Source organism: Bifidobacterium pullorum subsp. gallinarum, from assembly GCF_000741215.1.
In the GTDB taxonomy this organism is placed as follows: Bacteria; Actinomycetota; Actinomycetes; order Actinomycetales; family Bifidobacteriaceae; genus Bifidobacterium; species Bifidobacterium pullorum_B.
Map to the genome: position 1 here is coordinate 17,284 of NZ_JGYX01000003.1, position 24,456 is coordinate 41,739.

The 24,456-nt window shown below is 63.0% G+C and carries 22 protein-coding genes; 5 read left to right on the forward strand and 17 right to left on the reverse strand.

From position 1 onward, the window contains the following. Nucleotides 1–19: 19 nt before the first annotated feature. Nucleotides 20–322 carry a nucleotide pyrophosphohydrolase gene (locus BIGA_RS04455; RefSeq protein ID WP_033506621.1) on the forward strand — a complete coding sequence of 101 codons (303 nt, stop codon included), beginning with the start codon at nt 20–22 and terminating at the stop codon, nt 320–322. A 265-nt stretch (nt 323–587) separates the two neighbouring features. Here the strand turns inward: BIGA_RS04455 and BIGA_RS09730 are convergent, their stop codons facing one another. Further along, a complete protein-coding gene (locus BIGA_RS09730) occupies nt 588–1,079 on the reverse strand; it encodes a hypothetical protein (protein ID WP_033506619.1) in 492 nt (163 codons plus the stop codon). 177 nt (nt 1,080–1,256) lie between these two features. Further along, entirely contained in the window at nt 1,257–1,634 is a 378-nt protein-coding gene (locus BIGA_RS04465; RefSeq protein WP_081929468.1) for a permease, read from the reverse strand. 524 nt (nt 1,635–2,158) lie between these two features. Between BIGA_RS04465 and BIGA_RS04470 the strand changes: the two genes are divergently transcribed. Both BIGA_RS04470 and BIGA_RS04475 read left to right on the forward strand, forming a co-directional pair. Continuing rightward, nucleotides 2,159–3,343: an IS256 family transposase gene (locus tag BIGA_RS04470; RefSeq protein WP_033506617.1), complete on the forward strand. Its 1,185-nt coding sequence runs from the start codon at nt 2,159–2,161 to the stop codon at nt 3,341–3,343. A gap of 202 nt (nt 3,344–3,545) precedes the next feature. Beyond that, on the forward strand, nt 3,546–4,151 hold the full coding sequence (locus BIGA_RS04475; RefSeq protein WP_033506615.1) for a DUF1349 domain-containing protein: 606 nt from the start codon (nt 3,546–3,548) through the stop codon (nt 4,149–4,151). A gap of 157 nt (nt 4,152–4,308) precedes the next feature. Here the strand turns inward: BIGA_RS04475 and BIGA_RS04480 are convergent, their stop codons facing one another. Continuing rightward, nucleotides 4,309–4,941: a GNAT family N-acetyltransferase gene (locus BIGA_RS04480; RefSeq protein ID WP_051917091.1), complete on the reverse strand. Its 633-nt coding sequence runs from the start codon at nt 4,939–4,941 to the stop codon at nt 4,309–4,311. Between the two features lie 51 nt (nt 4,942–4,992). Next, a complete protein-coding gene (locus BIGA_RS04485) occupies nt 4,993–5,436 on the reverse strand; it encodes a GNAT family N-acetyltransferase (RefSeq protein WP_033506613.1) in 444 nt (147 codons plus the stop codon). Nucleotides 5,437–5,908: 472 nt separating this feature from the next. Between BIGA_RS04485 and BIGA_RS04490 the strand changes: the two genes are divergently transcribed. Next, on the forward strand, nt 5,909–6,448 hold the full coding sequence (locus BIGA_RS04490; RefSeq protein WP_033506611.1) for a putative immunity protein: 540 nt from the start codon (nt 5,909–5,911) through the stop codon (nt 6,446–6,448). A gap of 51 nt (nt 6,449–6,499) precedes the next feature. Here the strand turns inward: BIGA_RS04490 and BIGA_RS04495 are convergent, their stop codons facing one another. After that, nucleotides 6,500–6,739 carry a hypothetical protein gene (locus BIGA_RS04495; RefSeq protein WP_152595980.1) on the reverse strand — a complete coding sequence of 80 codons (240 nt, stop codon included), beginning with the start codon at nt 6,737–6,739 and terminating at the stop codon, nt 6,500–6,502. 548 nt (nt 6,740–7,287) lie between these two features. Here BIGA_RS04495 and BIGA_RS04500 point away from each other — a divergent pair. After that, nucleotides 7,288–7,710 (forward strand): hypothetical protein, encoded by a 423-nt coding sequence (locus tag BIGA_RS04500; protein ID WP_033506606.1) that lies wholly within the window; start codon nt 7,288–7,290, stop codon nt 7,708–7,710. A gap of 136 nt (nt 7,711–7,846) precedes the next feature. Here the strand turns inward: BIGA_RS04500 and BIGA_RS04505 are convergent, their stop codons facing one another. The 12 genes from BIGA_RS04505 to BIGA_RS04560 all read right to left on the reverse strand — a co-directional run bounded on the left by BIGA_RS04505 (nt 7,847) and on the right by BIGA_RS04560 (nt 24,447). Next, complete coding sequence (locus BIGA_RS04505) at nt 7,847–9,337, reverse strand: MFS transporter (RefSeq protein WP_051917105.1); 1,491 nt, start codon at nt 9,335–9,337, stop codon at nt 7,847–7,849. A 250-nt stretch (nt 9,338–9,587) separates the two neighbouring features. Beyond that, entirely contained in the window at nt 9,588–9,842 is a 255-nt protein-coding gene (locus BIGA_RS04510; protein ID WP_033506602.1) for a glutaredoxin domain-containing protein, read from the reverse strand. Nucleotides 9,843–10,042: 200 nt separating this feature from the next. After that, nucleotides 10,043–10,780, reverse strand: coding sequence for a gamma-glutamyl-gamma-aminobutyrate hydrolase family protein (locus BIGA_RS04515; RefSeq protein WP_033506600.1), 738 nt, complete (start codon nt 10,778–10,780; stop codon nt 10,043–10,045). Between the two features lie 330 nt (nt 10,781–11,110). Continuing rightward, on the reverse strand, nt 11,111–12,133 hold the full coding sequence (locus tag BIGA_RS04520; protein ID WP_033506598.1) for an ABC transporter permease: 1,023 nt from the start codon (nt 12,131–12,133) through the stop codon (nt 11,111–11,113). Then, a complete protein-coding gene (locus tag BIGA_RS04525) occupies nt 12,130–13,206 on the reverse strand; it encodes an ABC transporter permease (protein ID WP_033506596.1) in 1,077 nt (358 codons plus the stop codon). The genes BIGA_RS04520 and BIGA_RS04525 overlap by 4 nt, the downstream gene beginning before the upstream one ends. Next, entirely contained in the window at nt 13,206–14,741 is a 1,536-nt protein-coding gene (locus BIGA_RS04530) for a sugar ABC transporter ATP-binding protein (RefSeq protein WP_033506595.1), read from the reverse strand. Before BIGA_RS04530 ends, BIGA_RS04525 begins: the two co-directional genes overlap by 1 nt. A gap of 133 nt (nt 14,742–14,874) precedes the next feature. Further along, nucleotides 14,875–15,858, reverse strand: a complete 984-nt coding sequence (locus BIGA_RS04535) for a substrate-binding domain-containing protein (protein ID WP_033506593.1) — start codon at nt 15,856–15,858, stop codon at nt 14,875–14,877. A 172-nt stretch (nt 15,859–16,030) separates the two neighbouring features. After that, complete coding sequence (locus BIGA_RS09885; RefSeq protein WP_237744057.1) at nt 16,031–17,641, reverse strand: LpqB family beta-propeller domain-containing protein; 1,611 nt, start codon at nt 17,639–17,641, stop codon at nt 16,031–16,033. Between the two features lie 105 nt (nt 17,642–17,746). Continuing rightward, nucleotides 17,747–19,351, reverse strand: a complete 1,605-nt coding sequence (gene mtrB / locus BIGA_RS04545) for an MtrAB system histidine kinase MtrB (RefSeq protein ID WP_237744058.1) — start codon at nt 19,349–19,351, stop codon at nt 17,747–17,749. A 140-nt stretch (nt 19,352–19,491) separates the two neighbouring features. Then, nucleotides 19,492–20,235, reverse strand: a complete 744-nt coding sequence (mtrA, locus tag BIGA_RS04550; RefSeq protein WP_272944572.1) for an MtrAB system response regulator MtrA — start codon at nt 20,233–20,235, stop codon at nt 19,492–19,494. A 186-nt stretch (nt 20,236–20,421) separates the two neighbouring features. Continuing rightward, a complete protein-coding gene (locus BIGA_RS04555) occupies nt 20,422–21,819 on the reverse strand; it encodes a replication-associated recombination protein A (protein ID WP_033506589.1) in 1,398 nt (465 codons plus the stop codon). 57 nt (nt 21,820–21,876) lie between these two features. Continuing rightward, nucleotides 21,877–24,447, reverse strand: a complete 2,571-nt coding sequence (locus tag BIGA_RS04560; RefSeq protein ID WP_033506587.1) for a DEAD/DEAH box helicase — start codon at nt 24,445–24,447, stop codon at nt 21,877–21,879. Between the last annotated feature and the right edge of the window lie 9 nt (nt 24,448–24,456).

Below are 24,456 nucleotides of genomic sequence, written 5' to 3' on the forward strand. Positions count from 1 at the left end.
ATGGAATACACTATTGACTATGATTTCCGATTCAACCATCGACCTTATCCGCACCTTTGTCCGAGAGCGCGATTGGGACAAGTACCATGCACCCGGTAACTTGGCCAAATCCGTGAGCATCGAAGCTGCGGAATTGTTGGAATGTTTCCACTGGAACGACCAGCCATGCGAAGACGATCTGGAACACATCCACGAGGAAATCGCCGACGTCATGATCTACTGCATCATGCTCGCCGACAAATTGGGTTTCGATCTCGACGACATCATCCGCGACAAAATGCAGAAGAACGCAAAGAAGTACCCTGTCGAATCCTGTCAGTAATCACCACTCATCACTTGTCGCCGTTCATTTTCCGGAACGACATTCTCTATTCGGACATTTACAAGCGCCACCCGACTAGTCTTTGCGCGATTCCGGAAGATTCTGCCGGTAAACGGTTACTTTGCAGGTGTATACGCGCCAATGGAATGACGGGTCGATGTCAATGCCGTCCTCCCCGTAGCAGGTGGTATCTCTAACTTGGCAAATCAGCCGTTCGTTTTCGGACAGGTCGTCCAGCATTCGAGAAAGGAACCTGTCGTCGAAATCATGGTAGGGGGGTATATGGCAACGTGATGTCGTCATCCACACGATGGAACGAGTATCCCCACGGGTTGATTTCCTTGGAGCAACGACGAATTTCAAGCATATCCCCCTCCTGGATGCCGGCGACGGACCGTTCCAGCGCGATATTGCGAGTGGATCGTCCATCATTCCATGTCGATTCGGCCCACAGTTCGGCGATGCCCATTTTCGTCATATTGTCCGGAGAGGCATCACTGAAATCATCGGGCGTCACGCTCTGGGCGAAGGCTTTCTGACCACGCATGTCGATGGCCTCGTTCAGATTCCGCGCATCCGCATACTCATCCGATAAATAATCGAAGACGTCGAAATACGGTCTGTCATACTTCTGCGGTTCCGGCAATCCGATTGGGTCGTTTTCGTCGCTTACCGCTGAATCGCCGGTTCCGGGTTGGGCATGAGACAGCTCCGGGTCGTCATGTTGGTCGCCGTCGGATGCGGAACGATTGCCCATAGTCTCACCTCGCTGTGCATCATTGACCATTACACGCTCATGGTACATCCCACGCCCGGTTAAGCGACTCGGCCTTCTAGTTCAACCATCGCATTCATTCGCACCTTTGTTCACGAGCATGGTGCTTCACCGTGAGATTGCAAACACAGCAGGAACGATAACACCTTTGCTGCTCCTTCACATAGTCCGGTTGACAACCAGCCCGAGCGCCAAGGAAAAGGTATGACAAAAACCAATATAGAGGAGGAAACGGCGAGGTCTCAGCACGATCTTCAAGGCACCTAGATTGGTGATTTGCGTGGCAGGACCTGCGAGCATCAACAATGCGGCACTGCCGATGCTCATACCGTCCACCAGCCACGCCTGCAGCAGCGGAATCGTTCCTCCGCCGCAGGCGTAGAGCGGCACTCCGATCGTGGCCGTCATCAGCACGTCCAACGCTTCATCCCCTCTGAACAACGTCGTTATGACTTTCGCCGGCACATATCGCCGCAGCAACGCGAACAGCAGGACACCGGCCAGGAAATACCAGCCGCCGTACCATGATACGATCAGCTAGAGTTTGAGCAGGATAGCGCTCCATCTTGAAGGCCTCCAACCAGTTACCCCGCATGCCGTTTCCGAAAAAAGGATGCGGCGGTGGGGAATGGAGCCGCACATGCACAGGGGCGGCGTGATATGCGCACCAATTCGCAGGGTCAACCATGCAGACCGATCTTGCCTAAACGTGCCCAGAATCAACAGACCGCAGCCGTGAGAATCGACATACCGGCTGACGAAACCACTGTCCTTAGCAATAGACCGCGACCCGTGCATGTCAGCACGGTCGGACACCAAGCAAGGAATCGCCTCATATCAACCCTCTCATTGCTTACACATTTCCGTCTCCAAGTAGCGGATGACGTTCAGGAACATTCCTCGGACAGACGCTCCACGGTTGCGATCCCATCAGTGACGAACTGATAACGTCCGGTTTGTTGCGCATTTTGGTTGAGCTTTGAAAGGAGACATGGTCCGTCGCCGGGGTACGATTTCAGTCGCCAAACAATCAATCGCAGTTGGAAAGAGGCGACGGAACCATGCCGAATCAGATTCTACAGGTCGACGAGAACATGCTCGAGACGAAACTCGACCGTTTGGTCAGCGAGAAGGTCGAGGAGCTGCTGAACGCGATGCTTGACGCGGAGGCCGACGAGATCACGGGCGCGGCCAGGTACGAGCGGTCCGGGGAACGGAAGGCGTACCGGGCGGGCCACTACGAGCGGAACCTGACCGTGAAGGCCGGCACCATGACCCTGAAGGTCCCGAAGCTGAAGGGCGCCCTGTTCGAGTCGGCGGTCATCGAACGCTACCGCAGGAGGGAGGAGAGCGTCGAGGAGGCGCTGATCGACATGTACCTGGCGGGAGTGAGCACGCGTCAGGTCGACGACATCAGCAGGCTTTTGTGGGGAGAGCGCATGCCCTCCCAGACCCTGAGCGACAAGCTCAAGCGCGTGTACGAGGACATCGACCTGTGGCGGAACAGGCCGTTGGGGCGCGCCTACCCGTATCTGTTCGTGGACGGCGTGTGGCACAAGCGCACGTGGGGCGGGAGCGTGGAGAACGTCAGCGTCCTGGTCGCGATCGGCGTGGACGATACCGGCCACCGGGAGGTGATCGGCGTCGCGGAGGGCATGAAGGAGGACCGCGCCAGCTGGGAGCAGTTCATCAGGTCGATGATCGAACGCGGCCTCAGGGGCGTGCGCCTGGTCGTCGGCGACCGGTGCGCCGGGCTCGTCTCCACGGTCAACGCGATGCTGCCGGACGCCAGATACCAGCGGTGCATGGTCCACTTCATGCGCAACGTGCTCTCCAAGGTCAGCCACCGGCACACGGCGTGGGCCGCGTCGGCGCTCAAGGCCGTGTTCGCCATGGAAAGCCGGGAATCCGCGCTGGAGAAGGCCGGAAGCGTGGCCGCGCAGATGGACGACAGGGGCCTGAAGGCCGCCGCCTCATGCCTGAGGGAGGGCATGGGCGAGGCCACGACCTACCTGCTCGACGAGTACCCACCGGAACACCGGCGTCGGATCCGCACCAACAACATGATCGAACGATTGAACAGGGAGATCCGCAGGAGGACACGTGTGGTCGGCAGCTTCCCGGACGGCAGGAGCGCGCTCATGCTCATCTGCGCGCGCATCCGCTACGTCACCGCCAACCAATGGTCCACGCGACGCTACCTGGACATGTCCCGGCTCGGTGACACCATGCAGACAACCGACTGAAACCGACCCGGCAACGGGCCGACCACATTTGCGCAAGACTTCGGGCACAACCGACGAACTGGTCCCGAAGGTTTCCGCGAGGTGCCGGAACTGTAAGACCGGAACCGTAAGACCGGAACTGTAGAATGGATGCGGTGCCATATCGGCAAAGGACTGCAACGCCGCTCAGGCAAACGAATTCGACGATTAAGCGAGGTGGCTGATGGATAGCAGCAATTGGGCGTGGACACGCGAGCCGAAGGACTACGTCATCGGCAACGATCGCATCGAGATCACCACCGCGCCGCACACGGACCTGTGGCAGCGCACCTATTACCATTTCCGCAACGACAACGCCCCGGTCCTGCAGATGGAGACCGCTGAGCGGTATTTCAGCTTTGTGGTGAAAACCGATTTCTCCGGAAGCCATCACCGTTTCGACCAGTGCGGCGTGGTGATGTATCTCGATAGCGAGAACTGGCTGAAGGGTTCCATCGAATACGAGAATGACGAGTTCCAGCACTTGGGCAGCGTGGTGACGAACAACGGCTACTCCGACTGGGCGACCACGGCCATTCCCGCCACCATCAAGTCCATGTGGTACCGGTTCAGCCGTCGCGAGGACGACTACTGCATCGAATGTTCGCAGGACGGCGTCAACTTCTCGCAGATGCGTATCTGCCATATGGCCAAGGGCGACGGCACCATCCGGTTCGGCGTCTACGCCTGTTCGCCGGAGGATTCCTCGTTCACCGCGGTCTTCACGAACATGCGGATGACGGACTGCCAGTGGCGGGCGCACGACGGGCAGCAACCCGACGCCGAGTGATTATCAATACAAATCGACAACCCGACATCTCCTAAGAGCAACTTGTAACACAACAGGCAAAACCAAGCGAGTGCTTCGCAGCAAAATCAATGCATGCGGAACACTGTTCGGTAACAAAATCAAAAACGCTCAAGAATTTGGGGATGTTGCAGAACGCTCACAACACAGAATCGTAGAGGTAGTAGGTGGTGGCGGATCCGTCTTTGCCCGGAACGGTACGTTCGATGCGACGAGTCAACCCTCGGTGATCATAGAAGCCCACGTTGCAGCCCGTGTTGGTGTACAGGAAGTACCGCTGCGCACCGGCTTGGCGGAACGCCTGTTCCATGCCGTCGAACAGCCGGGCACCAACGCCCGAGCCCTGCATCATACGGTCGAGGATCAGCAGAATCACCTCGGCGTCATAGGTATGACCCTGCCGTCGTGCGGTGGCGGACATCAGCTCGCCTTCCACACCGAGCGCCATCAATTCATGGGCACCCCGGCGGCCTTCGGTGGTACGCATCAGTCGGAGCATGGCCTTGCAGGCGGCCTTATGGTGGCGATTCACAGGAAAACGCCCGCCAGTCTTTCGGTTGATATGCCCGAGCGCCACGCCCACCGCACGCCCTCGATATTCCGCCACGATGGCCGTGGTGGTGCGGGCCAGGCAAAACTCCAGATCGGCGCGAGCCACCATGGTCTGTACCTGAGGTTCGCTATCGGCATACCAGGTGCGGCGCAGCAGATCGACCAGTGCATCGATGTCCGCACGCCGCATCGGCCGCAGACACACGGTATTCAGCGACATGCAGGCTCCTTTCCTCGGATTTGTTCCGCAATAACCGACCATTGACGGGGATCACAGTTCCTTGCGCAGAACAATCATATCCACCAGCCGAACGCCGCATTCGATAATCGGATGATCGTAATGATCCGTGAAGAAATGCTCGATCCTATGGGAGCGAACGAAACCGCACTTCTCATAGAACGGTATCGTCAGAGGGCTGTCGCCCGTGCCGACCTGCAGTACGGAATATCGCCCCTTACACGTTCGCGCCACAAAATCGAGCAAGGCCCTCCCGTATCCGAGCCCGTGACATTCCGGAACGACGGCGATGTTTTTGATCTCCAGAACGCCATCGCCCTCATCCGTTACCACGCATTCGGCTTTCACACCATTATCGTCAAGCACATACATGACGCCACGCTCAAGATATCGGCCCACCATGCTCTCCTGTTCATCGGCGAGCAGCAGCAATGGAAGGAAACGCTTCCTATCACCGGTTATCTCTCTGATTTCCATAACGGTTCACCATCTCATGGACACATTCGATCAACAATCCATCATACGGTTCGCCAATCTCAGCCAGGACACGACTCAGTGGGCGGATTATGCGTTCAGTGGGCGGGTCATCATGGATGACCAAAGTCCGAAGGCTCAGCAATCAAGCCATTCCGCCGGTTAGGCGACGGCGCATGTCGTCGACCATCCGCCCACTGAAGCGTGAACCCGCCCACTGAAGACCTCAGTGTCCGACAGCAGCCGGTGGGGAATGCCCGATAATACAAGGATGCATTCGGCAGGAAACAGCTGACGTGATACGAACGGAAATGTCCGTCAACGCAAGGATGTCCTCGGCGGGGAAAGCATCCGGCACGATACGAGTAGGAATGTCCGCCAATGCGAGAATGCCCCGCAGCGCCACCCTCACACATGCAGCGCGATACGATGGAAATACCACCATGGCGTCAATGATTCGGCGAAGGAGCATGACATGGCCAAGCTGCGCAAGATGCTGGGCGATCCCACCGGGCCGCGGGCCAAGGCGCTGATGGCGCTGATCGATACGCAGAGCGCCTCCACGTTGGGTCGTTGGGCTGCCGCATACGCCGAGGAACGGTATCTGCCGATACTAAGCCGCCGCCGCTCAGGACAGCCCGTGGACGACCGGTTCGCCACGGCCATCAAGCAGGCGATCGCCTGTGCCGACGGCAACGCCACGCTGAAGGACGCCAAGCCCGCATTGAGAGCGGCGCTGGCCGCCGCCCGCGAGACAGGTGACGCCGACCCGGTGGCGCAGGCCGCCGCCCGTGCCATCAGCACGGCCTGCGGTGTGATTCAGACGCCGACGAATGCCCTTGGCTTCGCCTTCTATGGCGCGGCGGCCGCGGCGTACGACCAGGCCGGGCTATCCGCCGACTCGGCGGAGTATGAGCGTCTGGCGGATATGGAATTCGATCGGATCATCGCGTCATTGCGGCATGCGGCCGTTGATGATGAGCCGCACCCTGTCAAGGTGCGGTGGAACTGCTGAGCCGAGGTTGGCGACGCCACTAACGCAGATAACCGCGCGGGTGCACGACGATTACAGCAACGCCGTCAATTCCAGCAACGCCGGGCCGGCGATGACGCCGCCAACCAGCGTCAGCAGCATGCCCAGGAACACCATCGGACGGGCCGGCCCCTCCGACCAGCCTTGCTGATGGCGGAGCGTCCGCACGCCATAGGCAATGCCGGCCACACCGAATGACGCCAACCCCATCAGCAGCATCGGACCGCCCAACACCAGCAGTCCCATTTGAGAGAACAGATTGAGATCCAACATGGTCATGTTCCTTTCCTGGTCGTCGATGAGTCCGAATCGTTGCTGTATGACTTCAGCATCCCGCATATCGTGCCGATTCTCATTCATGCGTCGGAATGACCTTTCATATTCCGGCATGTCGCACCGCCCCGCCACTCATCCTTAAGGATTACGGGTATCCCCCATCGCCCCGGTCCGCTCCGCTAGACCAAATCCGCACGTTCCATCACGAAACAGCACACGCAATTCACAAATGCCCCGACCAAATAACACATGATTCAAACACGACACGAATGAACATCACTTGTGTTTCGTTTTCAAAAAAATAACACGTTTTTTTGCGGCCCGAAATTCCGCGGAATACGCGCGCCCACAGCTCCCGATAACGCAAACAATCGCATGTTCACTTAATTATCCCCGTCGCGAAGGTGCTATTGTTAAACACGTAAGCCATACGGCGGACACCACAGACTTCTTGTGAAGTTCACAACATAAAATGTTCGTTTCACCCGACGAAACGAACACAATACCAGTCATCGCGGCGACGCGATGACAGAAAGGCAAGAACCATGGCAGACGATAAGAAGGTCATCACCGTCAACCTCTCGATGTTCGGTCAGGACGCCGCCGCCAAGACCGCGGCCGCCAACAAGGTGGCCAAGGAGCTGGGCATCAGCGACGAGGCCCTGGCTCAGGTCGAGGAATTCAAGCAGCAGCTCACCCTGCATGACGCCTGGGATCTGCCGTTCATGGGCTATGTGAACGAGGACGGCTATGGCTACGCCTACGTGCCGGACGCCGCCATCTGCACCGTGCCCTACTGGGATGCCCATCAGGCGTTCCTGGATCTGCCGTATGACGTGCAGACCGCGTTCGCGATCCGCATGCTCTTCACCCACCGCCCGGTCGACCGCTATGGCGCGGACATGTTCCTGCACTATCAGCGCGGCATCAACGTCAAGTGGGAGGGCGAAGGCGCCAACGAGTACTGATCCCGACGCCAAGGCTGCGGGCCAACACCCAGTCCGGGAGCCAAGGGCTGAGAGAGCAGAGAGATAGACGAGGGCCGGTTTCCGGCGCAATGGCGCGCTGGAAACCGGCCCTTACTTTTCGCCGCAGGCTACTCCGTCAGTGGGCGGAGCGGGATGCCCGGCCCCGCAGCCGGAAGGCCATGGCCAGGCAGACCACGGACAGGGCGCAGATGGCGGTCATGACGGCGAAGGTCCAGGCGCCGCCGACCGCGGTGGCGTGAGCGAACTCCGGCGAGCCCTCCTCGCCGGAACCGGCCTGCGCCACCGACAGGATGGTGGAGAACAGCGCGGTGCCGGCCGCGCCGCCGAACTGCATGGAGGTCTGGAACACGGCGTTGCCGTCCGGGGTGAACGCCGGGGGCACCTCGCGCAGCGCACTGGTCATGATGTTCGAGAATTCAAGCGCATAGCTCAGCCCGAAGATGAAGTACAGTCCAGCCAGCAACGCGGGCGTCAGATGCATCGAGCACACCAGCAGCAGCACCGTGGCGAACGTCGCCACCGCGAACGCGGTCAGAATCGGTCGGGTCGGACCGAACTTGTCATACAGCATGCCGCCGATCGGAGCGCAGAACGCGCCGATCAGCGCACCCGGCAGCACCAGCGCGCCGGCCACGAACGCGTCGGTGCCCAACGACAGCTGCGCCAGATTGGTGATCACATAGCCGAAGCCGATGCCGACCATCGGCAGGATCGCATACGGCAGCAGATGCAGCAGCACAATGCGATTACGCAGGAATCCGAGTCGGATCAGCGGCGAGAACGAACGACGCGACGACCAGCCGAAGAACAGCAGCGATCCGATACCCGCCACCAGGCTCACCACGGCGACCAACGCGGGCATCGTCATCTCGCCGCCGCTGACGGCCGCGCCGACCGCCACGCCGGCCTGGTTGAGGAACATGATCAGACCGCACAGCGCCAGCACGATCGCCACGAACTGCAGCGGGTTGAGCACGGCATCCTCGGTCGGGTGCTTCTGCTGGATGCACTTCAGGCCGACCGGCAGCGAGATCAGCAGGATGATCGGGATCACGATCACGAAGATCGCCCGCCACGGCAGCACGCTGGTCACCGCGCCGCCGACGGTCGGGCCGATGGCCGGCGCCACGGTGATCACCAGCGAGCCGACGCCCATCAGCCGCCCCACCTTGGAGCGCGGCGACTGTTCCAGAATGATGTTCATCATCAGCGGCGTGGCCATGCCCGAGCCGATGCCCTGGATCACGCGCGCGGCGAGGATCAGCGGGAACGCCTGCGCCACGATCATGATCAGCGAGCCCAGCACGGCCAGCACCACGGCGGCCACGAAGATCGTCTTGTTCCTGAACCGTCGTTTGATGAATGACGACAGCGGCATGGTGGCCGCCACGGCCAGCAGGTAGATGGTGGTGATCCACTGCACGGTGGCGGTGTCCACATTGAATTCCCGCATCAGCTGCGGGAACAGCACGGTCATTACGGTTTCGGTCAGGATGCCGATGAAGGCCAGTGATCCGACCGCCACGATGGCGCCGATCAGCTTCATCGGAATGCGTTCGTCGGCCGCCGCTCCCCCAGCGGTGGTCGCTGCTGTTGTCTCACACATCTCCACGGTTTCACTCCTCTTATCTTGTCTCCCGCTCCCGGCGGGCCGACATATGAGTGTAATCGACTGCGGGACTATGTTTCATATGCTGGAATGCATAAATGGACGGCCGCCGTGGCCGGCGAGCCGTCCGTGGCCATCTACACGAATGCACCGCCCCGCACAAGCGAAACATCGCTGTCCAAAAACAGTTCATGCCCATGGACATGTTCCTGGGTGGCACGGGCGAGCGGGCAACCCGCATCGCATGCTATTCGATAAGGCCCAGTTCCTTGAGCTTGCCGGTCAGCTGCGGATTCGTCGGTTCCACGAACACCGTGCCATCCTCGAACAGCAGCACTGGGATGTGCTTCTGCCCGCTGATCTGCTCGGCCCGCTCGGCCGCACCCTCCTCGGATTCGATGTCATGGTGGTTGTAAGCCACATGGTACCGGTCCAGCACCTGCTTGGCGCGACGGCAGTCGCCGCACCATTCGGCGCCGTAGAATTCGATTGTCGATGCCATAGCTCCTCCTTGTCTCACGACGCATGCCATGACGCACATCACATATCATGACGTATGTCATGGCGTCACATGTCGTCCATCGTTCCGTCCCGGCGGTCAATCCCGCCATCGGCGGCGTTCCCGTTCATCGTACCCGCCGCAGGTTCCCTTGCGACCGCATCACGCTGCCGGCGTAGCCATCAGCGGGGTGGCCCGCAGGGTCAGGAACGCGCCGCGTCCACGAACGCCTTGAAGATCATACGGCTGCGCGCATCGACCTTGTGCAGGAATTCAGGATGCCACTGCACGCCCCAGCAGAACCGCGAGCCGGGGCGGTACAGCGCCTCGATCACGCCATCGTCGGCCTTGGCCATCACGGCCAGTTCGTCGGCAACCTCGCGCACCGCCTGGTGATGGTAGCTGTTGACCGCGATGCGGCTGCCCTCCCCTGCCGCCTCCATCAGGTCGGCGAGCGGTGTGCCGGGGACCAGATCGACCTCGTGCCCGAGCAGGTCGTACGGCGGGTTCGGCATGTGGTGCTCCACGTCGCTGGGCAGTTCGGTGGGCAGGTCGTGCCACATCGTGCCGCCGAGCACGGCGTTCAGGATCTGGACGCCGCGGCAGATGCCGAGCATCGGGGTGTCCGTGGCGATGACCTCGGGGATCAGCAGCGCCTCCATGCGGTCGAGTTCCGGGCTCAGCTCCGGATTCATCGCCAGATATTCGGGCGACGCGGTCTCGCCGTACATCTCCGGTGCCACGTCCTGCCCGCCCGTGACCAGGATGCCGTCGCACAGGGCGACCAATTGGCGGATCACGTCCGGATCCTCGGTCAACGGCAGCATGACGGGCGTGCCGCCCGCCTCCGTGATGCCGTCCATGTATCCGGGCAGCATCCACAGGCTCTCCAGCTTGTAATCCATCAGCGGCACCACGCCGATCAGGGGTCGTGTATCCATCTGCAACGCCTTTCGTCTCGCGCCGTCATCATTCCCTTCATTCCGCACGTTACCATCATCCCCGTCCCGCCGAACGCGGAACGGGCGGAATATCACGGCATATACAGAGCACGCGGCATACACGGCATACACGGAGCACGCAAAACACCGGAGACGCGCGGACCACCCCCGTAACCACAAAGGGCGTGCCGGGCGGACAACCGCCCCGCACGCCCTTTGCAGGAGAAAGGAAAGGAGAAAACGATGAAGTTTGGCGCATGACGCGCCGATCATGTCACCCGTTTCCGATGCCGGCCCACCAGGTGAATCGGCACCGGAAACGGGTGGCGGTCATTCTTTTTTACCCACCGCCGAGACCACACGCTGCAGCACGACGAACACGAGGATCATCAGGCCGACGACGATCGTGGTCCATTCGGCCGGAACGCCGAAGTCGGAGGTCAGCGGGTCGATGATGGAGCGCACCAGAGCGCCGACCACCGAGCCGAGCACGTAGCCGAAGCCGCCGGTGACGATGGTGCCGCCGATGACGACGGCCGCGACCGCGTCCAGCTCCCAGCCGGTGCCCACCGTGTTCTTGGCGGAACCGATGTTCGCCGTGTATACGATCGAGGCGACGGCCGCCAGCGTGGTGGAGATGAAGTAGATCAGGTACTGCGTGCGCTTGACCGGCAGGCCCATGAGCTCCGCGGAGGAGCGCGATCCGCCGATGGCGTAGATCGTGCGGCCGGTGCGGGTCTTGTGCAGCAGGATGTAGCCGAAGATCACCACGAGCACGGCGATGACCACGCCCATGTTGAACGACAGGTCGTTCGAGATCTTCGGGTTGTCGATGATCTTGATCTCCGCGCTCACCCAGTCGAAGTTGTTGTCCTCGGGCAGGACGAGCGAGTCGGTGGAGATGATCGAGGCGATGCCTCGGGCCAGGAACATCGTGGCGAGCGTCGCGATGAACGGCTGCATGTTGAATTCCTCGATGAGCACGCCCGCCAGCAGGCCGAAGGCCATGCCGATGAGGATCATGACGATCATCGCGATCGGCGCGGGGATGCCCGCCATGGTCATCTTGACGCCGACGACCGCGGTGATGGCCACGATGGCACCGACCGACAGGTTGATGCCGCCGGTGAGCACCGGCAATGTCATGGCCACCGCCAGGATGATCAGGTAGGCGTGGTCGATGAACAGCGAGGAGAAGAAGCCCAGACGGGTGTAGGTGCCGAAGAGCGCCTGGCCCATCACGAGCATGAGGATGAAGATGACGACGGCCGCGATGGTCGGGATCATCTGTGCGTCGAGCCGACGCGACTTCTTGGCGGTCTTCTTCACCGCCGTGGTGCTTGCGCTTGTCATGCTGTCACCGCCTTGGCTTCGGACTTGAGCGCGCGTTTGCGTTTGATTTCGGCGCTGAGACTATGGATCTTGGGGGCCTGCATCACGCAGATCACGATGACCACGACGGCGAAGAACGCCGGGGTGGCGGCCGAATCGATGCCGAGCGTGATGATGGTCTTGCGGATCATGGCGATGAGGACCGCACCGATGGCGCTGCCGGACAGCGAGAATTTGCCGCCGAGCAGTGAGGTGCCGCCGATGACGACCGCCAGGATGGCGTACATCTCAAGGTCCTGACCGGTTTTGACCACGTCGACGCGCATGACGGACGCGGTGGCGAACAGGCCGGCGATGGCGGCGAGCAGACCGGAGACGGCATAGACGAGGAAGAGGATCTTCTTCGGCTTGATGCCGGTCATGCGGCTGGCCTCCTGGTTGATGCCCACCGATTCGATCATCATGCCCATCGCGGTTTTGCGGCACAGCAGTCCGACCAGGCACACGATGATGATGGCGATGACGAAGTTGGCGGGAATGCCCAGGATGAAGCCGTTGGCCATCCAGCGCAGCGGCTCGCTGCCGGCCACGGAGCCGGCGTCGGTGTTCTGGCCGGCGGTGATGACCTTGGCCAGACCTCGTCCGGCGAGCATCATGATAAGCGTGGTGATGAATGGCTGCAGGCCGAGCATCGAGACGAGCGCGCCGTTGATGCAGCCCAGCACCAGGCCGACGAGCAGCGACAGCAGGATGGCCAGCCACACGTTCAGGCCGGAGACCAGGAACTGCATGGCCGCGGCGCCGGCGACTGCCATGACCGAGCCGACCGACAGGTCGATGCCCGAGGTGGAGATGACCAGGGTCATGCCGGTGGCGATCATCAGGTAGCGGGCCGATTCCTGGAGCATGGTGATCAGCGGGCCGGCCAGGCCGCCGGTGTTCTCATTCCAGCTCAATGACAGGAACCCGTGGTCGAAGATCGTGCAGATGACGATGAGCACGATCAGTGCCACGACCGACCAGGTGAGGTTCGAGGACAGCAGCCGTTTGAGGATCGGATTGCCGGCATCCTTCTTGGTGTTGTGACCAGCCATCAGGCCTCCTTCCCTGCGTTGTTGCTGGCGATGGTATCGACGATGGTCTCCTGGGACACCGTGGCGTCGTTCTCAAGCTCCGCGATCTTCCTGCGGTCCTTGAGCACCTCGATGTTGTCGGACAGGCGGACGACCTCCTCCAGCTCGGAGGAGATGAACACCACGCCCATGCCCTGCTCGGCCAGATCGAGCACGGCCTGCTGGATCTCGGCCTTGGCACCGATGTCGATGCCGCGGGTCGGTTCGTCCAGGATGAGCAGTTCGGGGTGGGTGGCCAGCCACCGGGCGATGAGCACCTTCTGCTGGTTGCCGCCGGACAGGTTCTTGATGAGCTTGTTCGGGTCGGCGGGGCGGACGTTGAGCTCCTTCATGTACTTGTCGACGATCTCGTCCGCTTCCTTCTTCGGGATCGGCTTGAACATGCCGCGAATCGCCTGCAGGGCGATGAGGATGTTCTCACGCACCGTCAGGTCGCCGATGATGCCTTCGTCTCGACGGTTCTCCGTGGAGTAGGCGATGCGGTGCTTCAGCGCGGTGTGCGGATCGTTGATGGAGACCTGGTTGCCGTTGAGCTTGTAGGTGCCGGTTTCGGGCTTGTCCGCGCCGTAGAGCAGACGTCCGAGTTCGGTGCGTCCGGAGCCGAGCAATCCCGCGAAGCCCACGACCTCGCCGGCGTAGATGTCCAGGTCGGTCGGCTGGATGGAGCCCTTGCGGCCCAGGCCCTTGACGGACACGATCGGCTTCTCGTCCGCGCCGATGGCACGGCGCTCCTTCTTGGCGCCGATCTGGCTGAGTTCCTCGGCGCTCTTGCCGATCATCATGCTGATGAGCTCGTTGCGAGGCGTGTCCTTGGTCATGACCTCCTTGATGAACTGGCCGTTGCGCAGGATGGTCAGACGGTCGGTGATCTCATAGATCTGGTCAAGGAAGTGGGAGACGAACAGGATCGCCACACCGGAATCGCGCACCTTGCGCATGATGGCGAAGAGGTCCTGGACCTCGTTGGCGTCGAGCGAGGAGGTCGGTTCGTCCAGGATGAGCACCTTGGCGTCGATGACCATCGCGCGGGCGATGGCGACGAGCTGCTGCATGGCGATGGAGATGGAGTTGAGCGGGGCATGGGGGTCGAGGTGGCCCAGGCCCATCTGGTCGAGGTACTTGCGCGCCTCCTGATGGGTCTTCTTCCAGTTGATGCCGAGGGGGCCGCGCACCTCGTGGCCGAGCATGACGTTCTCGCCGATGCTCAGGTTGGTGCACAGGTTGACCTCCTGGTACACGGTGGCGATGCCCGCGTTCTGCGCGTCGCCGGTGCCGTTGAAGGTCTGGGGCTTGCCCTCCACGGTGATCGAGCCGGCATCGATCTTGTACACGCCGGTCAGCGCCTTGATCATCGTTGATTTGCCGGCGCCGTTCTCGCCCATCAGGGCGTGGACCTCACCGGGGTAGAGACGAAGATCGACACCGTCCAGGGCCTTGACGCCCGGGAACTCGATCGTGATGCCCTTCATCACGACAATGGGTTCGTTCTGTGTCATCATTCTGCCTTAAAGCTTGAATTGTTATGATTTCGTGACATTGCGCCACTATGGCGGACGGTGCGTGCGGACCGGGTGACGGTCCGCGCGCACCGTCCTGAGATAAGAGGAGATGGTCGGAAATCAGTCGAGATCAGTAGGCGCGGGTGCCGGCGTCCAGGGCCTCCTTGGCGCTTGCGGCGTCGAAGGTCTGGGAGTCGATGACGATGTCGGACTCGACCGTCTTGCCGTCCAGATAATCCTTGACCGCGGTGGCGGTCTGCTCGCCGAAGATCGGGTTGTACTCGATCACGAAGGACAGGTCGCCGTCCACGAGGGCCTGCAGCGCGGCCTCGGTGCCATCGATGGTGATGATCTTGACCTGGCCCTTGAGACCGGCCTCCTCAACGGCCTGGGCGGCGCCGAGACCCATCTCGTCGTTCTGGGCGAAGATGAACTGCGGGTTCTCGCTCTTGTGCTTGTCCAGCAGGCCGGCGGTGACGGTCTTGGCCTCGTCGGTGGACCAGTTGGCGGACTGCGATTCGAGCACGGTCACGTTGTCGTTGATGGCGTTGTCCCAGCCGGTCTGGCGATCCTTGACGACCGACAGGCCCGCGGGGCCTTCGAGGATGAAGCCGTTGGCGCCGTCCGGGAAGTTCTCGTTGACGAAGTCGGCGGCCTGTTCGCCGGCCCATTCGTTGGACGGTCCGATGTGGGACACGATGGCCGAGGCGGCCTCCGGATCGGTCACGTCCACGTCACGGTCCACGGTGAAGACCGGGATCTCAGCCTCCTTGGCCTTCTTCAGCGATTCGTCCCAACCGGAATCCTCGGTGGAGGACAGGACGATGGCATCGACCTCGTCGTTGACGAACTTGTTGAACGCCTGGATCTGCTTCTGCTGGTCGTTGTTCTGGGTCGGCGAGTAGATCAGGTCGAAGCCGGCCTTCTTGAACGCATCCTGCAGGTCGTTCTCGTTGGCGGTACGGAAGCCGCCCTCGGGGCCGACGGCCACAAAGCCGATCGTCGGCTTGCTGTCATCCCCACCCTCGGCGTTGCCGCCGTTGCCGCACGCGGCGAAGCTCAGCAGAGCCGCGCCGGACGCAACCAGGGCGATGGCCCTCTTCCAGTTCTTCATAAATACTCCTCCTCGAGTCACATGCATCCAAGGTCTTCCCCAGACGATTGATGACGGTGTTGTCATCGATGGTTTCCAGTATCCGCGGCGTGCCCGCATGGCTCAATCGGAGAGGATAACGATTCGATAACAGCTTGATAACGGAACGATAACATCGCCTGTTTCACGCCGTTCACCTCGCCGACATCGCCTCGGCCTGCGAGTATACGATGGTCCACGCGCCCTCCAGCGAACCGCTGGCCGTCCGGACGATGCCCAGGTCATCGAACACGGCCAGCCGGTGATACCGGGAGACGTCACCGGTCGCGATGGATGTCACCGTACTGTCCGGCAGGCTCTGGGCCGTCTCTGGCCCCGGCGTCAGCTGGCGAAAGGCCTGCTGCCGTGCGGAGGCGCCGTCCGTGGCGTAGACCAACGTGATGTCGTTGTAGAACGTCAGCATCGACACATCGGATCTGGATGAGACCCGATGCCAGGTTTCGCAGAGTCGCTCCGCCATGCCGGTACCGTTACGCACGATGCCTGCGATGAGAACGCCCTCGTCGGGACCCCCGCCGACGGCCATCGCCAACCTCGCGCCCTCCGGGGAGACCGCCACGGCATGGATCGATCCCGTACCCAGATCAGGCACGGCAATCCGCGCCGTCCGCCCCTGCCGTGAGACGACCAGTGTCCGCCCATCCGGTGCCACGCCCCAGACCTCGCCCTCGACCCCTTCGGCAACCGTCGACACCGGCGCACCGTCGAACAGCACACCGCAGGGCATCCCCTCGCCGTCCAGGCATTCGGCGACCCCATCAGCACGCAGCACGGCGCCACCGGATTCGCCGAACACCAGGGCTTCGGCCTCATCGATGCCGGTGTTCTGAGCCACACGCACGGGGCTTGACGATTCGAGCGAGACCACGTTCCCGCCGCTTAAGGCATACAGCGCCTCCTCGTGGTCGGCCACGTCCAAGCCCACGGTGCCTTCCGCGCCGCTGTAGGTTTCACCGCCCGAGAGCACGTTCACCTCCTGCCCGTCGGTGCCGTCACCGAGCGTCAGCCGAATCTGCCGTACGAGCATCGCCTGCGATGCGGCGTCGAGTGCGGCGAAGCCTTCATCCAGACGTACCGCAACGCCGTCGGACTCCATTGGCACGGCATCGGCCTGCAGCCCCACACGCCCGTCGGCCACGTCGCTCACCGCGCCCTCCAGCCAGTCGGGCACGCCGCCCAGCAGCTCCTCCATCGCGCGGGTGCGCCAGTTGCGCCAGCTCAGCCAACGCACATCGGGCACCATCGTCGTGCCGGTGACATCCGGCCGGTACAGAGACACCTGGCGGAAGGCCTGGTCGAAACTTGCGACCGAGACCATGACGCCCTGCGGCAGCTGGTCGATGCGCCACTGACCGTCCTGCCGGTGCAGTGTGAAGGTCACCGTCCACGGGTCATCCCCGACCGCGGAGTACAGCCCCTGGCCGTCGATCCTGCCGATGATGTGGAGCGTGGCCTGGATGAGGATGCCAGCCTCATCCATCGACGAGCCTCCGTCCACGTTCGGCTTGCGTACGAAGGTGGGCGCACCGGAGTAGATAATCGCCGACTCGTCGCCGTTCCAACGCTCCGCGGCGCCATCCGTCAGGAACTCACGGGCCACCGCAAACCCATCGCTCTGCACGCCGGCGGGCATGGCGGCAAAGAACCCCTCGACCACGCTTTCGGGCTGTGCATCCGCCTCCGGCCCGTCGGGCACCGTGTACACCCGTCGATCCTGCCGCTCGATTGGCGCGAGCGTCGTCACGTCCCCCCCGCGTCGGCAGACCGAGCGGGGCGGAGCATGCGCCCGCGGCACTCACCGACGCCGCGCAGACCAACGCCGCCATCGTGCGGATCAGTTTCCTCACCTTCATCGTGCCTCCTGCCGCATCAATTCGAACATGCCGTTGTCGGATACGCCGAAACCCCCGACCGTCCGCATGCCATCGCCTGCGAAGTCCATCGGCAAATCGGCGTCGGGCACGGGACCGTCCTTGGGGTCCCTCGGCAGAATCAGCAGGAACCACGTCCCCTCGCCCGGGCGCGACCGCACCCTCAGGTCGCCGTTGTGCAGCCACGCATCGGACAACGCGATCGACAGCCCCAGCCCGGAGCCTCCCGTCAGGCGCGAGCGCGATGGGTCGGCGCGCCAGAATCGGTCGAACACATGGCCCACCTGCTCGTCCGTCATGCCCACGCCGTAATCGCGCACGCTGATGACGACCGCGTGGCGGTTGGCTGCAAGCCGTACCTCGATCGGCCTGTCGTCGGAGGAGAAGTCGATGGCGTTGTTCAGCAGGTTGCGCACGATTCGGATCACGCGCCGCGAATCCAGTCTGACGATGACCGCGACATTCGGCAGAACCATGGAGATCGTCACCTGCTTGGCCGCCGCAATCTCCGCCACTTGTTCCACAGCCATGCCGATGGGCTCACGCACGTCGGTGTCCACCAGGTCCAGGGAGGCGTATCCGGCGTCATACCGGGAGATCTCCAATAGGTCGATCAGCATGGTCTGGAACCGGCCGACCTGGTCGCTGAGCAGTTCCACCGTTCTCCGGGTCGGCGGGTCGAACCCGTCGCGGCGAGTGTCCAGCAGATCGCAGGCCATGCGCATCGTGGTGATTGGGGTGCGCAGCTCATGGCTCACATCGGAGACGAACTGGCGCTGCCGGACGCCGATATCCTCAAGTTCGTCGATCTTCTGCTTGAGCGAGGAGGCCATCTCGTTGAACGAATGCTGCAGCGTGCCGATCTCGTCACGCCGGTCCTCCACCACACGGGCGTCCAGGTCGCCTGAGGCCAAGGTCTCCGCCGTGGCCGCCACCCGTTTGATCGGACGAACGATGCTGTGCATGACCATCCAGACAAGCACTCCCATCACGGCGCTCAGCGCCAGGCACACGAAAGCCAGGTTAAGTTGGATGCGACCCAGGGACTCCTGCTGGGTTGCGAACGAGAACAACGCGAACAGTTCCAGGTCCCCCACCGGACCAAATTCGAGGATGGTGCCGAGCACCGCGCCGGGTGGCCCGGCCGTGTCCGCATCCACGGTCAGGGACACCGGCTGGTAGAACACGCTGCCGTCGGTGCTGCCGGCCACGCTGCTGCGCATCTCGTCGCTGATCAGCGGAGCGAACGTGGGCTCCGTGGAGATCGGCACGATAGCGTTGCCGGAGGTACTGCGGCTCCACAGGTACACGCCCACCAGGTTGGCGGCGCCGTCCTGCTGCATCGAGGATGCCACGGAGGCGACGAGTTGCTGATAGCGTTCGTTTTCGGATGCATCGGCGGATTCCAGACTGTATTGGGCCTGGACCACCTGGTTGGAGAAATCGCTGCGCGCCTGGTTGGAGACCTGGTCCAGCAAGGTGTTGCGCACCAGCATCATCGACACGACCGTGAACACCACGGCCACCACGAGGGCGAGCAGCACCGCGAACGCCGCGGTCCGCGCACGCAGCGAACTGTGCACACGCCCCGTCCACCGATGCAGATGGAGCCATGGAAACCGACGTCCGGCGCTTCCCGCATCCGACCGCGCCCCGCCGGCACCGCCCGTCCCGCCACCAAGACGTCGATTCCGACCGGTGCGGCCGATGTCCGTATGGGGCGTCACGCCGCACATCCCGCCACGGGAGCGACGAACTTGTATCCGATGCCGCGCACGGTCCGGATGATCTGCGGATGTTCCGGATTCGACTCCACCTTGGCTCGCAGCCGCTGGATGTGCACCGTCACCAGACGGGTGTCGCCGGCGTCCTCATACCCCCATACGCTTTTGAGCAGGTTCGCCCTGCTGATGACTTCCCCCGCGTTGCACGCCAGCACGTACAGCAGCTCGAACTCCATCGGGGTCAGCTGCAGGTCCGCACCGTCCTTCTGCGCCAGATGCTCGCCACGGTCCATAACGATGCCGCCGCACTCGATATGCCCCGAATCATTATCCCTCCCCCCGAAATGAATCCCATTGGTGGGTGTGGGGATACGCAGGCGCGCCCTCACCCGGGCCACCAGCTCCGCCACTTTGAACGGTTTGGGGACGTAGTCGTCGGCCCCGGCCTCCAGTCCGGTGACGATATCCTGCGTATCCGACTTGGCGGTCAGCATGATGATCGGCACGCCGGAATCCCGTCGGATCATCCGCGCCACCTCCACGCCGCCCATGCCGGGCAGCATGACGTCGAGCAGCACCAGATCCGGACGCACGACGGGCAGCACGTCAAGCGCCCGCAGCCCATCCGCGCACACCGTGGTCCGGAAGCCTTCACTTTCGAGCACGATGGACAACATCTCCCCCAACGCCTGGTCGTCGTCCACGATCAGGATCGTTTTCGTTTCGGATTCCGGGTTGTGCACCTCATCCCCCTCACATCGATGGGGCCGCGCCGTTGTGCGGCTCCCACATGCCGTATCGTCCGAACCGTTGTGGGCCGCTTGGCGATGACGGCCTGCGCGTTCCTGCAATCAGTAAGTCATTGTACCGTGGTCCGGGCGCACCTCGTCACGCGGCACCGGCGGAACCGCCCCTCGTTCCTCCCTGCGCTACCGTTCGCCGTCGGTTCCGGGCTTCGGCCCTTCGGCATGCAGGATGGCGCGGATGCGGTCCAGCCTTGGCTTCACCTCATGCTCATAGCCACGATCGTTCGGATGATAGTATTCGCGGCCCACCAGTTCGTCCGGCATGTACTGCTGCGGTGCCACGGCACCCGGCCAGTCGTGCGCATACCGGTAGCCCTCATGGTTGCCCCAGTCCTTCATCAGCTTGGTCGGCGCGTTGCGCAAATGTAACGGCACCTCGCCGATGCGCCCGGCGTCCACGTCGGCGAGCGCCTGGTCGATGGCCAGGTAGCTGGCGTTGGATTTGGGCGCGGTGGCCACGGCCACGGTGGCTTCCGCCAGGATGATGCGTGCCTCGGGCATGCCGATCATAGCCACGGCCTGCGCGGCGGCGACCGTGACCTCCAGGATCTGCGGGGCGGCCATGCCGACCTCCTCGGCGGCGGCGATCATGATGCGCCGGGCGATGAACCGGGGGTCCTCCCCCGCACGGATCATACGGGCCAGGTAATGCAACGCGGCGTCGACGTCTGAGCCGCGCATCGATTTGATGAATGCGGAGATGACGTCGTAGTGGTCGTCGCCGCCCTTGTCGTACCGCACGGTGGCCACGTCCATGACCTGGCTGACGACCTCGGGGGTGATGATCGGCCGGCGCGCGCCCTTCTTGCGGGCCGTGTCGCCGGTCATCGCCCCGGCGGCGGCCTCCAGGATGGTCAGGGTCTTGCGTGCGTCGCCGCCGGCCATGCGCACGATCTCGTCGACGGCCTCGTCAGTGGCCCTGACCTCGCCCTTGAGCCCGCGCGGATCGTTGAGTGCCCGCTCGATGAGGGTTTTGAGGTCATCGGGTTCAAGGGATTCGAGTTTGACGACCACGGACCGGCTGAGCAACGGTTTGATGACGGAGAAGCTCGGGTTCTCGGTGGTGGCGGCGATGAAGGTGACGTCGCGGTTCTCCACGCTGGGCAGCAGCGCGTCCTGCTGGGATTTGGAGAAGCGGTGCACCTCGTCGATGAACAGCACCGTCTCCTTGCCTTCGGCCACGAGCCGCCGGTGTGCGCGGTCGAGCACGGCGCGCACATCCTTGACGCCGGAGGTCACCGCCGACAACTCCTCGAACACGCGGCCGGACTGTTTGGCCACGATGTAGGCCAGAGTGGTCTTGCCCACGCCAGGCGGCCCGAACAGGATGATCGAACTGGGCGCGGTCAACGAGCCCTTGGATGCGGGGTTCGCCAGACGGCGCAGCGGCGAGCCGGGCCCCAGCACATGGTCCTGTCCCACCACCTCGTCGAGCGTGGCGGGGCGCATGCGCACGGCGAGCGGACGGGTCACATCCTCGGGCGCGTCGGTCGCGGCGAACAGGTCGGCGTCATCGGTCATAGCCATCAGTGTACTCGCATCATTCGAACTGTTGTTCGAATACGTGTCGGCGGCGCGTCAGTCGCCCACGTGGTAGTCATGGAAGACCACCTCGCCGGATTCCTGCGTGGCATCCAGATCCACAACGCCCTCGATGGCCCAATCGTGGTCGCCGTCGGAGTCGTCGATGATCTGCCGCACCTTCCAGGTGTGCTCGTCGCGCTCATGCGAGTCGTCCAGCATGAACAGCTCGGCGGAACGCGCCTGCGCGTCGGTGTTCACGTATTCGTGCGCGTCGTAGTAGTCGTCGAGCGCGTCCTCCCACTCGTGCACGCCGTAGCCCCAGTCCTTGTCGAGCGCGCCGAGCTCCTCGGGTCGGTCCAGGTCCATGAGCTGCACGCGGCGGAACATCGCGTTGCGCACGAGTACGGTCAGTCCGCGGCGGTCCTCCACCACGGCATCCCTGGCACCCGGGGCGGCCGAGTTGAGTGCGGCGGTCTCCGCATCGGCCGCGGCGCCCGCGTTCTCCCACTCGTCCACCAGGCTGGAGTCAATCGAGCGGACGACCACGCGCAGCCAGGCGATGATGTCGCGCAGCTGCTCGTCGCGTTTCTCGAACGGCACGGTGCGGGACAACGCGCGGTACGCGTCCGACAGGTACCGCAGCAGCGTGCCCTCGGAGCGGGCGATGTTGTAGCGTGCGATGTATCCGGTGAAGTCGGAGGCGGTCTCCACCATGTCGCGCACCACCGACTTGGGGCTCAGCCAGTAGTCGTTGGCCCACGGCACGTCATGCCGGTACTGGCGGAATGCGGCGTCGAGCAGGTTCTCAAGCGGCTTGGGGTAGGTGACCTCGGCCAGACGCTCCATGCGCTCGTCGTAGTCCAGTCCCTCGTCCTTCATCGCGGCCATGGCCGCGTCGCGCGCCTGGCGCTCTTGGGCGCGCAGCACCTGCTTGGGGTCCTCGAGCGTGGATTCCACCATCGAGATCACGTCGAGCGCGTAGGTGTCGGATTCGGGGTCGAGCAGTTCGAGCGCGGCCAGCAGGAACGGGCTCAGCGGCTGGTCGAGCGCGAAATCCTCGGGCACGTCCACGGTGGTGAAGTAGTCCTTGCCTCCGTCGTCGCGATCCTCGGTCTCGATGACGCCGGAGTCGAACAGCGTGGCGAAGATCTCGTCGGCGCGCCCATGCAGCTGCTCCTTCTGCTCGGCGGTCTGCTGCGAGTCGTCGATGAGCCGGTCCACGCGGCGGCGCGCGTCGCCGCCCTGCGCCACCTCGTTGAGCACCATCGAGTGGGTGATCCGCAGATGCGGCACCAGCGTTTCGGGTGCGGCGTCGATGAGCTTGTCGAACGTGTTCTCGTTCCACGTCACGAACCCCTCGGGCGCCTTCTTGCGCTTGATCTTCTTGAGCTTCTTCGGGTCGTTGCCGGCCTTGGCGACGGCGCGCGCATTCTCGATCTCGAACTCGGGGGCCTCGGCCACCACCAGGCCTTCGGTATCGAAGCCCATGCGGCCGGCGCGCCCGGCGATCTGGTGGAATTCGCGGGCACGCAGGCGGCGCATCCGGGAACCGTCGAATTTGGTGAGCGCCGTAAGCACCACCGAATGGATCGGCACGTTGATGCCGACGCCGAGCGTATCCGTGCCGCAGATGACCGGCAGCAGCCCCTGCTGGGCGAGTTGTTCGACCAGTCGGCGGTAGCGCGGCAGCATACCGGCATGGTGGATGCCGACGCCGGTTTTCAGCAGCCGCTGCAGGATCTTGCCGAATGCGGTGGTGAAGCGCGTGCCCTTCATCGCCTCGGCGATGGCCTCGCGCTGTTCGCGGCTGGAGACGCCGGTGGAGGCGAGCGCCTGCGCGGTGGTCAGGGCCGCGTCCTGGGAGAAATGGACGACGTAAATCGGTGTCTCATGCCGGTTGAACAGCAGTTCGACGGTGTGTTCGAGCGGTTTGTCGGTGTATTCGTAGGTCAACGGGACCGGTCGGGGTGCGTCGGCGATAATGTCGACGTCGGTGTCGGTCATGTCCTCGAGTTTGTCGGCGATGGCGTCGACGTTGCCGAGGGTGGCGCTCATCAGCAGGAACTGGGTGCGCGGCAGGGTGAGCAGCGGCACCTGCCAGGCCCAGCCGCGTTCCGAATCGCCGTAGTAGTGGAATTCGTCCATGGCCACGCAGCCGACGTCGGCGTGACGGCCCTCGCGCAGCGCCTGGTTGGCCAGGATCTCAGCCGTGCAGCAGATGATCGGCGCGTCCGCGTTGATATGCGTATCGCCGGTGATCATGCCCACGTAGTCGCGCCCGAACGCCTCGACCAGGTCGAAGAACTTCTCGGAGACCAACGCCTTGATCGGCGCGGTGTAGTAGGAGCGCCGGCCGGTGCACATCGCGGCGAAATGCATGGCGAGCGCCACCAGCGACTTGCCGGAGCCCGTCGGGGTGTTCAGGATCACGTGGTCGCCGGCGAGCAGGTCCATAATGGCCTCCTCCTGGTGCGGCCACGGCTGGACGTCCTTGACGTCCTCGACCCAGCCGAAGAAGCGCTCGTAGATTTCGTCGGTGTCGATGTTGCGCCCGCCGCCGTACCAGTCGGGTGCCAACGCCCCCAACGACCCGTAGGCCGCGTCATGTCCCTGTTCCTCTGTCATACCCCGAGT

Coding starts and splice junctions, on each gene's coding strand:
- BIGA_RS09730 (WP_033506619.1), bottom strand. CDS start 1,079: ATGGGCAATCGTTCCGCATCCGACGGCGACCAACATGACGACCCGGAG.
- BIGA_RS04535 (WP_033506593.1), bottom strand. CDS start 15,858: ATGAAGAACTGGAAGAGGGCCATCGCCCTGGTTGCGTCCGGCGCGGCT.
- BIGA_RS04510 (WP_033506602.1), bottom strand. CDS start 9,842: ATGGCATCGACAATCGAATTCTACGGCGCCGAATGGTGCGGCGACTGC.
- BIGA_RS04475 (WP_033506615.1), top strand. CDS start 3,546: ATGGATAGCAGCAATTGGGCGTGGACACGCGAGCCGAAGGACTACGTC.
- BIGA_RS04470 (WP_033506617.1), top strand. CDS start 2,159: ATGCCGAATCAGATTCTACAGGTCGACGAGAACATGCTCGAGACGAAA.
- BIGA_RS04505 (WP_051917105.1), bottom strand. CDS start 9,337: ATGTGTGAGACAACAGCAGCGACCACCGCTGGGGGAGCGGCGGCCGAC.
- BIGA_RS04555 (WP_033506589.1), bottom strand. CDS start 21,819: ATGACCGATGACGCCGACCTGTTCGCCGCGACCGACGCGCCCGAGGAT.
- BIGA_RS04500 (WP_033506606.1), top strand. CDS start 7,288: ATGGCAGACGATAAGAAGGTCATCACCGTCAACCTCTCGATGTTCGGT.
- BIGA_RS04530 (WP_033506595.1), bottom strand. CDS start 14,741: ATGACACAGAACGAACCCATTGTCGTGATGAAGGGCATCACGATCGAG.
- BIGA_RS04520 (WP_033506598.1), bottom strand. CDS start 12,133: ATGACAAGCGCAAGCACCACGGCGGTGAAGAAGACCGCCAAGAAGTCG.
- BIGA_RS04485 (WP_033506613.1), bottom strand. CDS start 5,436: ATGGAAATCAGAGAGATAACCGGTGATAGGAAGCGTTTCCTTCCATTG.
- BIGA_RS04490 (WP_033506611.1), top strand. CDS start 5,909: ATGGCCAAGCTGCGCAAGATGCTGGGCGATCCCACCGGGCCGCGGGCC.
- BIGA_RS04480 (WP_051917091.1), bottom strand. CDS start 4,941: ATGTCGCTGAATACCGTGTGTCTGCGGCCGATGCGGCGTGCGGACATC.
- BIGA_RS04495 (WP_152595980.1), bottom strand. CDS start 6,739: ATGTTGGATCTCAATCTGTTCTCTCAAATGGGACTGCTGGTGTTGGGC.
- BIGA_RS04515 (WP_033506600.1), bottom strand. CDS start 10,780: ATGGATACACGACCCCTGATCGGCGTGGTGCCGCTGATGGATTACAAG.
- BIGA_RS04525 (WP_033506596.1), bottom strand. CDS start 13,206: ATGGCTGGTCACAACACCAAGAAGGATGCCGGCAATCCGATCCTCAAA.
- BIGA_RS04455 (WP_033506621.1), top strand. CDS start 20: ATGATTTCCGATTCAACCATCGACCTTATCCGCACCTTTGTCCGAGAG.
- BIGA_RS04560 (WP_033506587.1), bottom strand. CDS start 24,447: ATGACAGAGGAACAGGGACATGACGCGGCCTACGGGTCGTTGGGGGCG.